This window comes from Georgfuchsia toluolica, assembly GCF_907163265.1.
GTDB classification, from domain to species: domain Bacteria; phylum Pseudomonadota; class Gammaproteobacteria; order Burkholderiales; family Rhodocyclaceae; genus Georgfuchsia; species Georgfuchsia toluolica.
This window is the reverse complement of record NZ_CAJQUM010000001.1, coordinates 3,196,807-3,210,764: the sequence shown is the minus strand read 5'-3', so window position 1 is coordinate 3,210,764 and position 13,958 is coordinate 3,196,807. Positions and strand designations below refer to the sequence as shown.

Sequence of the window (13,958 nt, the reverse complement as noted above, 5' to 3'; positions counted from 1 at the left end):
GTGTCCTTATTCGTGAACAAACCCCGGCTTGCGCTTTTCAACAAAGGCTTTCATGCCTTCCTTCTGGTCCATGGTGGCAAATGCCGAATGAAACGTCCTGCGTTCAAACAAAATGCCCTCGGACAAACTGCTCTCAAAGGCACGATTGACGCATTCCTTCACCATCATGGCCACTGGCAGTGAGAAAGACGCTATTTTATTGGCCGTAGCAAGCGCATCCTCCATGAGTTTTTCCACATGAACTACCCGCACCACCAAACCGGCTGCTTCCGCTTCCTTTGCATCCATGCGCCTACCCGTCAGACAAAGTTCCATCGCCTTGGCCTTCCCTATTGCACGCGGCAGTCGTTGCGTCCCACCTGCGCCAGGAAGAATGCCGAGGGTAATCTCCGGCTGGGAGAAAATGGCATTGTCAGCAGCAATGATGAAGTCGCACATCATGGCCAGTTCGCAGCCGCCGCCGAATGCGAAACCGGCTACAGCCGCTATTACAGGCTTTCGAAACGTTCTCAAGCGCTCCCAATTCCTTGTAATGAAATTGGTTTTATAAGCTTCCATGAAGCTCAAATTCTGCATATCCGGAATGTCGGCTCCCGCCGCAAAGGCACGCTCGGATCCCGCGATAATGACGCATCCGATGCCGTCATCGACATCAAAGGAATCAAGTACGGCAGTTAATTCATCCATTAACCCGCCGCAAAGCGCATTGAACTTGGTCGGCCGGTTCAAAGTGATAAGTCCAACCCGCCCTCTGGTCTCGACGTTTAAATGCTCGTATGCCATATAGATCGACTCCTAAAAAAATTGCCGCGCCTTGGTGTGAGTCAAGGCAACGTGAAACAGGTTGGGAGCTCCAGCTATCCTTCGAAGCCTTTGCGCAGACAGCACCATAAAACCTTATCTGAATTGCAGACGGATCTGAATGTTTGGATCAACCACTACAACGCCGAGCGAACTCATCAAGGTAAGATGTGCTGCGGACGGACTCCTTTGCAAACCTTGATCGAGGGGAAGGAGGTCTGGAAGCAAAAAGTTCAACACTTGAATTGATCTGACAACCGCCGCACCTCAAAACGGGTAACTATCAGATCAAGTCGAAACTTTTACATTTTATGTACTCGCGGGCTAATTACGTTTTGAAATAGTTGATGCGCAAGAAGCCTAACCATAAGACATACTTACGCCGTTAACGCGGCAGAACCCATTCGTGCGGGCTTCTTCGCTCCCGCTTTCGCCTTGAAACGCGTCTCTTTGCGGGACACAAGGCCTTGCAGCATGATCTTGCTGAAAGCATCCACGATTTCTTCCGGCGAGTTTCGTCCGCCGGGGACGTACCACCGATGAGTCCAGTTAACGGCGCCGAATATGGCATAAGCGGTGAGCTTGACCGGTACGTCATCGCGAAACACGCCGCTCTTCATTCCCTCCCGAATTATCGATTCCACAGCTATCTCGATCCGGTGGGTCTGTTTAGCCATTTCCTTAGCCCAAGACGAAGTCGCATCCGCCACCCTCTGCATCTTCTGTTGGATATAGACGTAAGCGTGTGGATAGTTCTTGTCGTAGCTCAATATCAGCAGACGGATGATGCTTTCGAGCTTTTCCTGCGGGCTAACATCTGCACGAACAAGTTTCTCGACCTCTGAAACGTTCTGGCCCATTAGGTTCTGAACTGCCTCACGGAGCAGTTCTTCCTTGCTGCCGACGTAGTAATAGACAGTCGCTCGATCCATTCCGGCAGCTTGCGCGATGTCGTTCAGTGTAGTCGCCCGGTAGCCGTGGTCCTTGAATAAGGTTGCGGCAACCCGTATGAGTTCGTTGCGTTTTGCGGCGTAACCAACGCCACCTTCCGCGAGGGCCACTGCGCGGCGTTGAGAAATATCGCTTTTTTTGACCATATTTTTTCTCGCCCCTAATGGGAGAGGAGAACATTCCATTAGGCTCTAAGTTTAGTAACTAAAAAAAGTAGTTTAACAGGAATTTATCTTCGAGAAGAAAATTTTCAACACGTTAGTTGAACGCGTTTGCCTTGCGTGGCCTTGACGTGCGCTGCCTTCAACCGACACTTGTCTTGTGTATTGACATCAATGTCAGACACAACCGTACGAGTACCCCGCTGCGACATTTCCTCGGCGCTAGCCTGAGCCAATTCACTGCTGGCGCCCCTGCTTAAAACATATCCGTAAATAACGCAAAATGTCGCTTTCATTGAAACGGAAGACGACATAGCGAGAGTGCAATCATGAGAAGTGACCGATGACTTTTAGCAACGCGTGGAGCCACTGGTTCCCGTGTCATCGGAGCGGGCGTCCGACAAAGAATACGTGCGCAAGCCCGGAGGCGGCCGGAAACCCAAGCCGGCACGAACGGTGTTCGAGGCGATTCTGTATGTGCTGCGCACGGGCTGTCAGTGGAAAGCGTTGCCACGGGAGCGGTTCGGCAGCGCGAGTGCGATTCACACTCGCTTTTTGCAATGGGAGAAGGCGGGTTTCTTCGCCGCGGTGTGGCAAGCCGGGTTGGCCGAATGCGACGCGATGGAAGGGATTGCCTGGCGGTGGCAAAGCATAGATGGAGCAATGATGAAGGCCCCTTTGGCACAAGAGCAGGTTGGCGCAAATCCCACGGATCGAGGGAAAAAATGGAAGCAAGCGACATTTGCTGGTCGACGGGCGTGGGGTCTCGTTGTCGCTCGTCGTGACTGGAGCGAACCGGCATGGCGTATCCCAACTCGAATCGGTGCTGGAGGCCATCATGGTGAAACGCGCGCACCCGTCCCAGCGTCGGTCGAAGTACCTGTGTGCCGATGCAGGGTATCGGGGCAAGCCAGCAAAAGTGTGATCGTGGAACACGGCTACATCCCGCATGTGAAGGGCCGCAAGCAAGAGGCTGGGGAACTTGCGCGCCATCCAAACAAGCGAGCACGACGATGCATCGTTGAGGTGGCGCACAGTTGGTTCAATCGTTTCCGCAAACTCCTGGTCCGATATGAGAAGCTGGAGCGCAGCTTCATGGCACTCAAGCAAACTCTCTTCTCCGCTTGGGGGTGCTCTATTTCGGCCGCCACCGACAATCAACTCATTCGTTAAAAAAATCAACCAATGTGTTGAAATATGTGTTCTAATGCTGGCGCTCGCATTACCGACAGAGTCGAGGAATACAGATTGTCAATAACTGAAGCCGTAAAACGGAGGTCGTGAAATGGAATACCTAAAAAAGTTTAGCTCTCTGCAGGAAAGGATCGAGGCGAGGAACCGGATTACCAAGGAGACTGGTCATTACTGGGGTCTCCGGGAACTGGCGCTTAATAAAAAGGATCCCATAAAATTCAACCGTTTCAATTCGCGGATAGTCGCTGCCGTGACCACCGCGCGCGAAACGGCGAAGTACGTATCAGCCTCGCCATCTGCCGTGTCGATGGGCGAGTTGGTCTTTGGCCTGATGACTACCGAGGGAGATTGCATGTCTGCCTCTTTGGGACTGGTCGGCCATTCCGCCGGCTTCCCAATCATCATCGAGAAGTTTGCGAAGCTGAAGTATGACGAGAAGGTGGGCATCAATGACGGCGACGTCTGGGACGTCAACGACCCCCTCTATGGTGCCGTTCATGCGGCTGACTGCGTTACCTTCCTGCCAATCGTCTATAAGGGAGAGCATATCGGCTGGGCCGCCGGCGTCAATCATATTGGCGAAGTGGGCGCCATGATCCCGGGGTCCGTACCGACCATCGCCCCTAACATCTTTGTCGAGGGACATGAATACTCCATTACCAAGAGCGGGGAGAATCTGACGTACTACCCGTGGTGGGAAGAAGAATGGCGCCGTCGCACCCGCTCTGGTGACATGGCGGTGTTCGACGCCAAGATGCGCCTGGCGGGTGTCGTCATGCTCCGCAATCGAATTCTCGAGATTTGTGAAGAGTTTGGTGCCGATTACGTGAAAGAGGCCTTCTACGAAATCATGGAACGTGAAAGAGCGACGATGCAGAAGATCCTCACGGAGAGGACCATGCCCGGACGCTACAGTTTCCCGTTCCTGCAACCGATCAGGTACAAAGGAAAACTGGGCGACCTTATGCCGGAGGCGAACAAGGATTGGCTGACGCATTGGCCGCTTGAGTTCACGCTCTCCGAAGGGCGGATCAAGTACGATCTGAGCGGATCGAGCGCTGAAGACTGGCACCATTACAACATGTATGAGGGCGCGCTGAAGTTCGGATTGAACCTGGGCTGGTTCTTCCTATTTCTGGTTGGCGAAAACGTACACACCGCCAACATGTATCTCTTCGACATCATTCGCCCGGAAGGAAGCGTTACCAATCCGGCCAACCCGTTCGTCGGCACGCCTTGCGGGGCAGTCTCGGGCTGTCGAGTGGGCGAGGGTAGCATGTTCCGCATCATCGCCAAGTCGATGTGGGCGAAGGGCTTCCTCGAAGAGACGATGGTTTTCGAAGCGAGCGATTACAACATCTACGGTATGTCGGGGGTCTTCGAAAACGGCAAGCCTTGGGCAATGAGCAACTTCAGCCTGGCCGGTGGTCAGGCGACCGGTGCACGCGCCTACATGGACGGCGGTGTCTGCGACGCGGCCGGAAACAATCCGGAAAGTGACTTTGGCGAAGCCGAGATGTGGGAAACGCTTGAACCTCCGCTGCTGATGATCATGAGGGGCATGACCAAGGATTATGTCGCGCACGGAAGGTATAGGGGCAGCATTGGCTATACCCTGGGATTCGTAGTCAACCAGCCGGGGAAGAGCTTCCAGTTCAACGATTCCTGCGCTATGGCGGAGGTTAGCCAGCACTGTCTTGGCGCCAACGGAGGCTACCCTGGTCTGGCCCACGCGTCGCTCTATTTCAAGAAGACCAACATGGTCGAATTGATGAAGAAGGGCCAATATCCTGCGTCGCTCGAAGAGCTTAATCAGTGGTTCGATGAAGGCAAGCTAACAGCGGAGACGGTGATCAAGTATCAGGGTGAGACGCCGCCGATCATGCTGGAGCATGGCGACATCGTTGTCATCATCGCCCACGGCGTCGAAGGTTGGGGCGAGCCCTTGGATCGAGACACTCACCGCATTGTGGCCGACCTGAACAACAACTTCATCAGTTCCACAACCGCCGAGAAGATCTACGGTACGGTTGTCAAGCGCGAAGCGGGGGGAGCGTGGAAAGCCGATGCCAAGGCAACGGCTGAGATTCGCGGCGCAATGCGCACCGAGAGGGAACAGTTCGCAATTCCGGTCAGCGAATGGTGGCAGGAAGAAAGACGGCATGTTGTGAATAAGAAGTTTGACCCGCTGGTGGCGGAAATGTACGACGACTGCATTACCAATCCACAATGGGGAAAGATGTTCAGAGATTTCTGGGGGGTCGACGAGGCCTATTCGGCTCTGCCCAACAAATAAGACGGGTGCAGGTTTTTGAACATGGCCGCAGGCCTGTGTATTCGGTTGTGGCCCAATTTAAGGAGAGTTTTGTGGCTAATGAGATAGAAGATAAATCGGCTGGCAGCAAGGAAAACATCAAGGCACTGGTCGAAGGCACGATCGACTGGGAAGACGCCAAGAAAATGATGCGCATGTCGCCAAAGGACGAAGACAGGTTCGTCAAGTACCTCGAGGTGCTTCAGGAGAGGGTTTCGTGGAAAGAGAAAATCCTCTGCCGTATGTCCGAACACCTCTATGTGGTGCGTAAGGATGATGGTAGCAGGGTGGTGAAGTGCGATTGCGGACATGAACTTGGCGACTACCGGGTCAATTGGAAGCTCAGTACCAAGATTCGTGTCAGGAGAGGCCTAGAGGAGATTTCCCAAGCCTACAGCCTGAAGGAGGTGGTGCCGAATCCGGATCTGATCGATGCCAGGGAATACTATTGTCCGGGCTGCTATGCGCGGCTTGCAGTCGAAGTCGTGCCGACCGGCTACCCGATAATCTTTGAGATGCTGCCTGATATCGATCAAGCCCACGCTAAAGCGGGGAAGCCGCTTGCTGATCAGTCGCCTGACTGGTTTCAGGACAAGACGAATGAACTCATCTCTCAATGGACAAAGAAGGTAAAGGTGTAATGATGACGAAAGAATATTTAGTCGCTCTCGACGCCGGAGGCACGATGACGGACACCTTCCTGGTGGACGACAAAGGCGAGTTCATCATCGGAAAGTTCCTTACCAATACCGGGGACGAGGCTTCAAGTTACTATGGCTCCGTAGGAGATGCCGCTTCGTACTGGAATCTGACATCAAACGAAGTACATAAGAACGCGGAATCGGTCATCTATGCCGGGACCAGCATGCTGAACATTGTCGTCTCTCGGATCGGTCAGCGAGTGGGAATGCTCATGACAAAGGGGTTCGAGGACATGGCGATCATGGAGCGAAGCCTGACCTACTTGCATTTGGACTTCCAGGAACGCATGAAGCCCGGTCTGCACGAGCACCCGCCTGCCTTGATCGACAGGAAGGATGTCCGGGGGGTGTGCGAGCGAATCACGGGAGGCACTGCCTTTGCGGGTTGTCACCTTGAACCAGGCACCGTCGTCATTCCGCTGAATGAAGACGAGGTACGGGAAGCGGTTGATGATCTTCTGGACCGGGGAGTTGCGGTAATAGGAATCCTGTTCCAGTGCTCGTACGCAAACCCCGTTCATGAGCGCAGAGCAGCCGAAATCGCCCGGGAAAGGGTGAAACTCAAGAACAAGAACGTCAACGTCGTGACTTCGTATGAAGTCTGCCCGCGGCAAGGGGAGAACAACCGGTTCAAGAGCCTCCTGATCCACTGTTTTGCAGCAGATGAAGTGAAGGAGCGGTTGCTGCGGGTGGAGGCGCGGGCAAAGGGAGGCGCGTATCGCTATCCGCTTCAAACCCTGCTCGCGTATGGCGCTACAGCCAACGTGCAGTATCAGCGACTGTACGAGGCAATGATGTCCGGACCTATCGGCGGGATGATAGGTTGTCAGTACCTCATGTCTAAAACCCTCGGTGTGGATAATGTTTGTGCCGCTGACCTCGGTGGTACCAGCTTTGACGTCGGGCTGGTGGTGAAAGGCTATCTGAGTACTGAGCGGCAAGCCGATTTCTCGGGTCACCGCGTGGGGATGCCGGTGGTAAGTCTGGATTCCATTTCGGGCGGAACCGGTCTGGAAATTGTGGTCGACGAGTTTCAGCGAATCGCCTTGGGGCCGAAGAGTGCTGGCAGCCGAGTCGGCACCTGCTACAACTATCCCACGATAACAGTTGGTGACGTGGACCTGGTGTTGGGTTATCTCAACCCGGAGTATTTCCTTGGCGGTCAAGTGAAACTCGATAAGGATGCCGCTCTGCGAGAGCTGGAGAAGCATCTGGCCAAGCCGCTTGGTATGAATGTATATGATGCATGCGACAAGGTTCTCGACCTGCTCCATAGCCGAATGGCTGATAAAGCGAGAGACACGATCGTATCAAAAGGCTACTTCCCGCCGGACTACACTCTTCTTGTCTACGGAGGCAGCGGTCCCATGCACATGTGGGGCGTCGTTGATAGGGTCAACATAGGCGCAGCGGCCACAGTTCCCTTTGCGGGTGCTTTCTCTGCCTTTGGCGTTGCGTGTGCCGACTATTTCCATCGCTATGGCCATAGCGTCAACGTCAGCTTGGCCGCGGGCATGTCTGATCAACAGAAACTCGCTCAGGCCAGGACAATGAACGATCGTTGGAAGGCACTTGCGGAACAAGCCTATAAAGAGCTGGGGGACGAAGGCTACCCGAGAGACAAGATACGCCTGGAGTATGCAGTTGGCGCAAGATATATCGGACAACTCGACAGCTGGGAGACGGCAGTTCCCGTTGGCAAGATCGACTCTATCGCCGACCTGAACAAGGTGATCGATTCCTTTGAAACCGTGTATACCGCGATCTATCCTGTGGGTGCGCGTTTCCCCGAAGCGGGCTATGGCATCACCGAGGTCATCATCAACGCGTTTGTCGATAAGGTGAAACCCAAGATTGTCCGCCATGAGCTTAGTCCAGAAAAGCCGACGATAGATGCTCACAAAGGGGTGCGAGAGGTCTATCACAAGGGTCAGTGGATGAAGTTCGAGATATGGGAGATGAACCTGCTGAAGGCAGGGAACCGGATCGATGGTCCGGCCATTCTGGAGCACCCGATGACAACTCTAGTGCTTCCGCCCACACACTATGTGGCTATTGATGAGCATTTGGTATATTGGTACCGGAAGAAGTAGTAGTACAGAGGGACACCCGCAGCATCTCGGTAACGGAGATCCAAGGCCACTTGGCCGAGGTTTGGCACTGAGGTGTCGCGGGAATTCATCAGCGCGGTCATCAACGATTTTATGGCCGAACTTGGCCTCTGGGTCAACTGTACTGGTGGGGGCCAGATTCGAGGGGGGTATATGGCTAATTGCTCTGGGAAACGCCCCTGGCCGCGCGAGGCCCTGGGAACATGGCTACACAAGCTTTCAAACGCATTCGTCGAATAAATGATCCGGCATACTTTCTCAGCAAACGCAAGGAACGAGCTTGTCGAGTCCCACTTGCGTCGCCAGACTGAGCAATAGCAGGGTTTTTATTCATTAGCTGCACACCGCTTTCGAGCACGGCTCGGTAAAGTGATAGGAGTACCGAATGTTACAAGGGTTCCGAGTATTGGATCTTGGAGATGAAAAGGGGGTCTATTGCACCCAATTGCTAGCTCTTCTTGGTGCAGATGTCATCAAGATTGAGCCGGTAGGTGGAGAAAAAGGAAGGTATCGAGGTCCTTTCTACAAAGACGAGCTCGATGTTGAAGGGAGCTTGTATTTTCAATGGTTTAACACCAACAAGCGCTCGATCACTTTGAATCTCGAGACAAAGGATGGTCAATCCATATTCAAGGAGCTGGTAAAGACTGCAGATGTCGTGCTTGAGACGTTCCCGGTAGGGTACCTGAAGAGTCTGGGTCTGGGCTCAGAAGAACTTCGCAAGATTAATGAAGGTCTGATCGTTGCATCCATCACACCGTTTGGGCAAACCGGCCCAAATAAAAATTATAAATCATCAGATATTATTACAATGGCAACCTGCGGCATGATGCAGGTGACCGGCTCACCGAACGGCCCACCAGTTAGGCTGGGTAATGAATATTCGCATTATGCGCCCTCGCAATTCGCCTCCGTGGCAATCACGGCGGCGCTCTACTATCGCGATGCGGTCTCCGGCAAAGGGCAGGACATCGATATCTCGATGCAGGAGGCGATGATCGTCTATGCCCTTGAGCAACATCCTCTGATGACCTACCAGTTTACCGGCGAAAATCCCCGCAGAACCGGCTTTGAGTCCACCTTTGTTACGCCTACGGGGCTCTATCCTGCCAAGGACGGGTGGGTCATGTTGACCATGTCCTCGGCTGCGGAATGGGACACTTTTGCCAAATGGATCTACGAGGAGACCGGCAACGAGCGAATTCTCGACGAGAAGTACCGAGGTGCTCCACAAAGTCGTATCCCTTACGTAGATGAAATTGCAGCCATGGTCAAAGTTTTCACCGGTAAGCAGTCCCGGGACGACCTGTTCCGCATCAGCCAGGAGCGTAATGTCGTCATCGATCCGGTGCGCACGGTCGCCGACGTAGTCAATGATCCACATCTGGTGCAAGGCGGGTTCTGGAACGACATCGATCACCCGGTGGTGGGTACGCTGAAGTATGCCCGCAGTCCCTATGATTCACCGGATATAGAACTGCGGTCAAATCCTGCGCCACTTCTGGGACAGGATAACGAGCATATCTATTGCGAAGAACTCGGCATACCGAAGGAAAAACTGGGCTTCTTGCGAAGTAACGGTATTATTTAAAACGTCGATGGAGGCAAAGAACATGACACCAGGCGCTTTACAGGGAGTACGAGTTCTCGAATTGGGACCCTATGTAGCCCTCCCTTTGACTGGACGCATACTCTCAGCCCTCGGGGCCGAGGTAATCAAGGTAGAAACAAACAGCTTTATGGATGTTATGAACTACATACCACATTATGAAGCGGGGGTGGGACGTCCGGAATATGAAATTTTAAAGCGTAGAGTTAGCCTTAATGTTAACCACCCAGAAGCCAAGGCCGTTATGGAAAAGCTTGTGCGAGCAAGCGATGTTTTCATAACAAACTTCAGGCAGGGCGTCCTCAAGCGTTGGGGTATAGACTTCCCCGCCCTGAAAGAAATCAACCCCGATCTAAATATCGTCTGGCAAACTGGGGCAGGGGAAGGTAAGCCGTATAACGGGTTCAAGTTCTATGGCATGCCCTCACAGCACGTGGGCGTGTCATCGATGACCGGGTTTGAGGACGAGGTACTCTCTGCGACCAATACGTCTTACTCCGATTACCATTGCGGACTCTATAATGTATTGGTGGTGATCAGTTCGCTGTTGGCACAACGCCGGACGAAAAAACCGACTTTTGCTGAAACGTCGATCTTCAAATCTGCCGCCTGCACACTAGGACCTGCGGTACTGGATTACCAGGCAAATCACCATATCCCGGTTCGTCGGGGCAATCGTGACCGGTTTTTCGCGCCGCATAACGCTTATCAGTGTAGTGGCGAGGATAGCTATTGCACCATTGCCGTGCGTAACGATGAAGAGTGGCAGAGCCTTTGTGCCGCCATCGGTCAGCCGGCATTGGCGGACGATCCCCGATTTGCCACGACGGCTGCACGCTTCGACAACGCCGACCCGCTGGACGAACTGATTTCAGCCTGGACTAGCCAGCGTACCCGGCAAGAAGCCATGGATACGCTGCAAAAGGTTGGAGTACCTGCCGGCATCGTGGCGAAAGGTGAGGATTTCGCGAGGGATGCGCACCTGAAGGAGCGCAATCTATTTCGTGAGGCCATATATTTCCGCCCGGACCAGACCAAGCCTGGAAAAGAATGGCAGCCCGGCTCGCGAAAGAGTATTGCACTTTCCGTACCGATAGGATTGTCGGAAACGCCATGTAGGTATGACGAACGTATGAGCCGGCTCGGTGAAGATAACGATTACGTCTATGGGCAGATTCTAGGAATAACTCCGCAGGAAATTAAGAGGCTGGCCGATGCTGGAGTGCTAAGTTAGTGCGTGGCGACGTGTCTGCCGACGACGTTGAACTTAATCGGTTTTACTCTTGTTTGGGGTACGTCGAACAAGGGGTACGCCGTTGTTCGGCAACAGACGACTACTCCTTGCCAGTAGTGCCGGCGCTATGGGCGTTTGTCTCGGTTTGCCGGCTGGGTTAACTGAAGCCGTGATCGGATGCCATTTCGGCATCAGACCAGCTTATTTTTTGGAGAAATACGATGACAAGAGATGTGGTGGTACTGAGTGCGGCGCGTTCCGCCGTAGGTTCGTTTGGTGGTTCGCTCTCCGGCATTGAGCCGTGCGAACTGGGCGGCATGGTAATGAAGGATGTCATTGCCCGTTCCGGTGTCGACCCCAAGCAGATCAGCTATGTGACGGTCGGCAACTGCATTCCGACCGAATCGCGTTTTGCCTATGTGCCGCGGGTTGCCTCGCTGCAGGCCGGTTTGTCGACCGACTCGATCGCGATGCAGGTGAATCGCCTGTGTTCCTCCGGTTTGCAGGCCATCGTGTGCACCGCGCAATCGATCATGCTCGGCGATGACGATTTCGGTATCGGCGGTGGCGTCGAAGTCATGTCACGCGGCGCTTATCTGAGCACCGCCATGCGCAGCGGCGCGCGTATGGGCGATACAACCCTAATCGACGCCATGGTCGCTGTGCTGACCGATCCGTTCGAAAAATATCACATGGGCATCACAGCCGAGATGCTGGCGCAAAAGTGGGACCTCTCGCGCGAAGCGCAGGATGCGTTCGCGGTCGAATCGCATCGCCGCGCTGCCGCTGCGCAGGCTGATGGACGTTTCAAGAGCCAGATCGTCCCCATCACGCTGAAAAGCCGCAAGGGCGACACCATTTTCGACACGGATGAAAACATCCGCGCGGCGACCACGATGGAGTCGCTGGCGAAGATGAAGCCGGCTTTCAAGAAAGATGGCGTCGTGACCGCCGGCAATGCGTCGAGCATCAACGATGCTGCTTCCTTCTTCGTGTTGGCGGGCGCCGACGCCGCTGCCAAATCCGGCTACAAGCCGATTGCGCGCATCGTCTCCTATGCCGTCGCCGGTGTCCCGCCTGATGTCATGGGCGAAGGCCCGATACCAGCCACCAAGCTGGCCCTGAAGCGCGCCGGCATGACGCTGGATCAGATGGACGTAATCGAGTCCAACGAAGCCTTTGCGTCGCAAGCGCTCTCCGTCGCGAAGGGGCTCGGGCTTGATCCGATCAAGACCAACCCGAACGGCGGTGCGATTGCCATTGGCCACCCCGTCGGCGCCAGCGGTGCGGTGATTTCCACCAAGGCACTGTATGAACTGCAACGAACCAATGGCCGTTATGCGTTGGTGACCATGTGCATCGGTGGCGGGCAGGGGATCGCGGTCATCTTTGAACGCATCTAAAGCCAGTATTCGTCACTTAAGCAGCCGAATTGCCTGATGGATGACTACTAGTAGTGTAAGTAGTGTAGTGCTGCATTCTTGATGGAACATATAGAAAAACACTCGTCATCTCCGCGAAAGCAGGAATCCAGCGGCGTCCCGCGAAAAAGACACTGGGTCCCCGCTTTCGCGGGGACGACAAAACCTTGGTCCATAAGTCTCTCTTTGCGTGTAACACCACACTAGTGCAGTGCCGAGGAAAATATTGCCAGATGCACTGGTCGAAGATCGGCTATGCCGAGAACAGTAGTCCCGTGATGAAGGATTTCTTGCCAGCAGCGGAATAATGTCAAAAAAGAGGGAGTGTTTGTGTCTTTCAAATCTTCCGCAATGATTTCTTATCAGCAGGAAGCGGGCTGATCGGCCTACGATGCTATGGGGATTTGAAGATAGAACTTCGCTGACAACAAGTTTCATTGCCGTGTTCGTTGCCGATAAGATCGGGGGCCTTCCCCAGTCCATGTACTGAAGGCCCGATAGAAGGCTGCGGCGTCTGAAAACCCCAGACCTGTGGCAATTTGCTGCAAAGGTATATCGCTCTTGGTCAGCCATTCGATGGCCAGTTCTCGCCGCAGGCCGTCCCGGATGGTACGGAAACTGGTCCCTTCCTCTTCTAGGTGGCGGTGTAGTGTCCGCGGCGAGACGAACATGGCCCGCGCCAGATCTGGCAAGGTTCTGTTCTTGGGCAGGGCTGCCCTAAGCGCCCCCCTCACTTGCAGTGTCAAAGACCGATCGCCTTGGTAGATCGTGGTAATACTGGCCGGAGCTTCCTTCAGATAGGCTGTCAGCGCGGCTTCATCTCGGCGCAGGGGCAGAGCTAGGTACTCCCGGGCGAAACGGGCTACCAACTGCTGGGCATCAAAATCACAATATGGCGAAAAGATTCGCGCGTAGTCGTCGGCATGGGCTGGGCGCGGATAGGGAAACGCAACGGAATCAATGGCCAGTGGCCTGGCAATGAGCCAGGCACAGAGGCCATGCAAGAGTCGTAGCAGCCATTCAAAGGCAAAGACCCGGCCGCCTTCGCTCACGGGTAGCGGCCGGGTCTGCCGTATTACCAGCAGGGCACTGTTGTCTTCGGTACGGATTTCGATTTGCAAATCATCGAGGAGCACGCCAAGGAAGCGGGCTGCCCGTTGCAGGGCTTCGTTCAGGTCGGTAGCGGATATCACTGCGCGGCACAGAAACTCGAAACTGCCGGGGCGCAGGCTATGGGAAAACAGGGCGAAGCCTTCGTCCTGCAGGCTTTCACTAATGCGCCGGTAGAGGGCTGCGTAACGGGGCAGCGCAATGCGGACTGTCGGGTCTCTCAATAGAGACTTGGCAATTCCTACATCCTGCAATATCTTGTCCGGGCTCCGCCTGGTTCGTGCAAGGCCTGACAGCATGCCTGTTACAAAGCCGATACCGACCGTAGCGCGGGACCGGAGACGAGGAGGC

Annotated in this window: 10 protein-coding genes and 2 pseudogenes; 8 read left to right on the top strand and 4 right to left on the bottom strand. The window is 54.4% G+C overall.

The window, feature by feature from the left end; genetic code table 11:
- Window positions 1-6: 6 nt before the first annotated feature.
- Window positions 7-783 (bottom strand): enoyl-CoA hydratase, encoded by a 777-nt coding sequence (locus tag K5E80_RS15165; protein WP_220636947.1) that lies wholly within the window; start codon window positions 781-783, stop codon window positions 7-9.
- Window positions 784-897: 114 nt separating this feature from the next.
- Between K5E80_RS15165 and K5E80_RS16850 the strand changes: the two are divergent.
- A pseudogene (locus K5E80_RS16850) lies at window positions 898-1,050 on the top strand (IS481 family transposase); the annotation flags it as partial.
- A gap of 128 nt (window positions 1,051-1,178) precedes the next feature.
- Here the strand turns inward: K5E80_RS16850 and K5E80_RS15160 are convergent.
- A complete protein-coding gene (locus K5E80_RS15160) occupies window positions 1,179-1,898 on the bottom strand; it encodes a TetR/AcrR family transcriptional regulator (RefSeq protein ID WP_220636946.1) in 720 nt (239 codons plus the stop codon).
- 375 nt (window positions 1,899-2,273) lie between these two features.
- Here K5E80_RS15160 and K5E80_RS15155 point away from each other — a divergent pair, with 375 nt between their 5' ends.
- From K5E80_RS15155 to K5E80_RS15140, 4 genes are all read left to right on the top strand, one after another.
- The gene (locus tag K5E80_RS15155; protein ID WP_425514545.1) at window positions 2,274-3,086 is read left to right on the top strand and encodes a transposase; all 813 of its coding nucleotides are present in this window, start codon (window positions 2,274-2,276) and stop codon (window positions 3,084-3,086) included.
- 112 nt (window positions 3,087-3,198) lie between these two features.
- Complete coding sequence (locus K5E80_RS15150) at window positions 3,199-5,403, top strand: hydantoinase B/oxoprolinase family protein (protein ID WP_220636944.1); 2,205 nt, start codon at window positions 3,199-3,201, stop codon at window positions 5,401-5,403.
- Window positions 5,404-5,474: 71 nt separating this feature from the next.
- Entirely contained in the window at window positions 5,475-6,062 is a 588-nt protein-coding gene (locus tag K5E80_RS15145; protein WP_220636943.1) for an acetone carboxylase subunit gamma, read from the top strand.
- Complete coding sequence (locus K5E80_RS15140) at window positions 6,038-8,215, top strand: hydantoinase/oxoprolinase family protein (RefSeq protein ID WP_220636942.1); 2,178 nt, start codon at window positions 6,038-6,040, stop codon at window positions 8,213-8,215. Before K5E80_RS15145 ends, K5E80_RS15140 begins: the two co-directional genes overlap by 25 nt.
- A gap of 182 nt (window positions 8,216-8,397) precedes the next feature.
- Here the strand turns inward: K5E80_RS15140 and K5E80_RS17250 are convergent.
- Window positions 8,398-8,535 (bottom strand): annotated as a pseudogene (locus tag K5E80_RS17250) (transposase); the annotation flags it as partial.
- A gap of 83 nt (window positions 8,536-8,618) precedes the next feature.
- Between K5E80_RS17250 and K5E80_RS15130 the strand changes: the two are divergent.
- The 3 genes from K5E80_RS15130 to K5E80_RS15120 all read left to right on the top strand — a co-directional run bounded on the left by K5E80_RS15130 (window position 8,619) and on the right by K5E80_RS15120 (window position 12,479).
- Entirely contained in the window at window positions 8,619-9,824 is a 1,206-nt protein-coding gene (locus K5E80_RS15130) for a CaiB/BaiF CoA transferase family protein (RefSeq protein WP_220636941.1), read from the top strand.
- Between the two features lie 22 nt (window positions 9,825-9,846).
- A complete protein-coding gene (locus K5E80_RS15125; RefSeq protein WP_220636940.1) occupies window positions 9,847-11,076 on the top strand; it encodes a CaiB/BaiF CoA transferase family protein in 1,230 nt (409 codons plus the stop codon).
- A 221-nt stretch (window positions 11,077-11,297) separates the two neighbouring features.
- Window positions 11,298-12,479: an acetyl-CoA C-acyltransferase family protein gene (locus K5E80_RS15120; protein ID WP_220636939.1), complete on the top strand. Its 1,182-nt coding sequence runs from the start codon at window positions 11,298-11,300 to the stop codon at window positions 12,477-12,479.
- 452 nt (window positions 12,480-12,931) lie between these two features.
- Here the strand turns inward: K5E80_RS15120 and K5E80_RS15115 are convergent, their stop codons facing one another.
- Window positions 12,932-13,906 (bottom strand): AraC family transcriptional regulator, encoded by a 975-nt coding sequence (locus K5E80_RS15115; protein WP_220636938.1) that lies wholly within the window; start codon window positions 13,904-13,906, stop codon window positions 12,932-12,934.
- Window positions 13,907-13,958 lie beyond the last annotated feature (52 nt).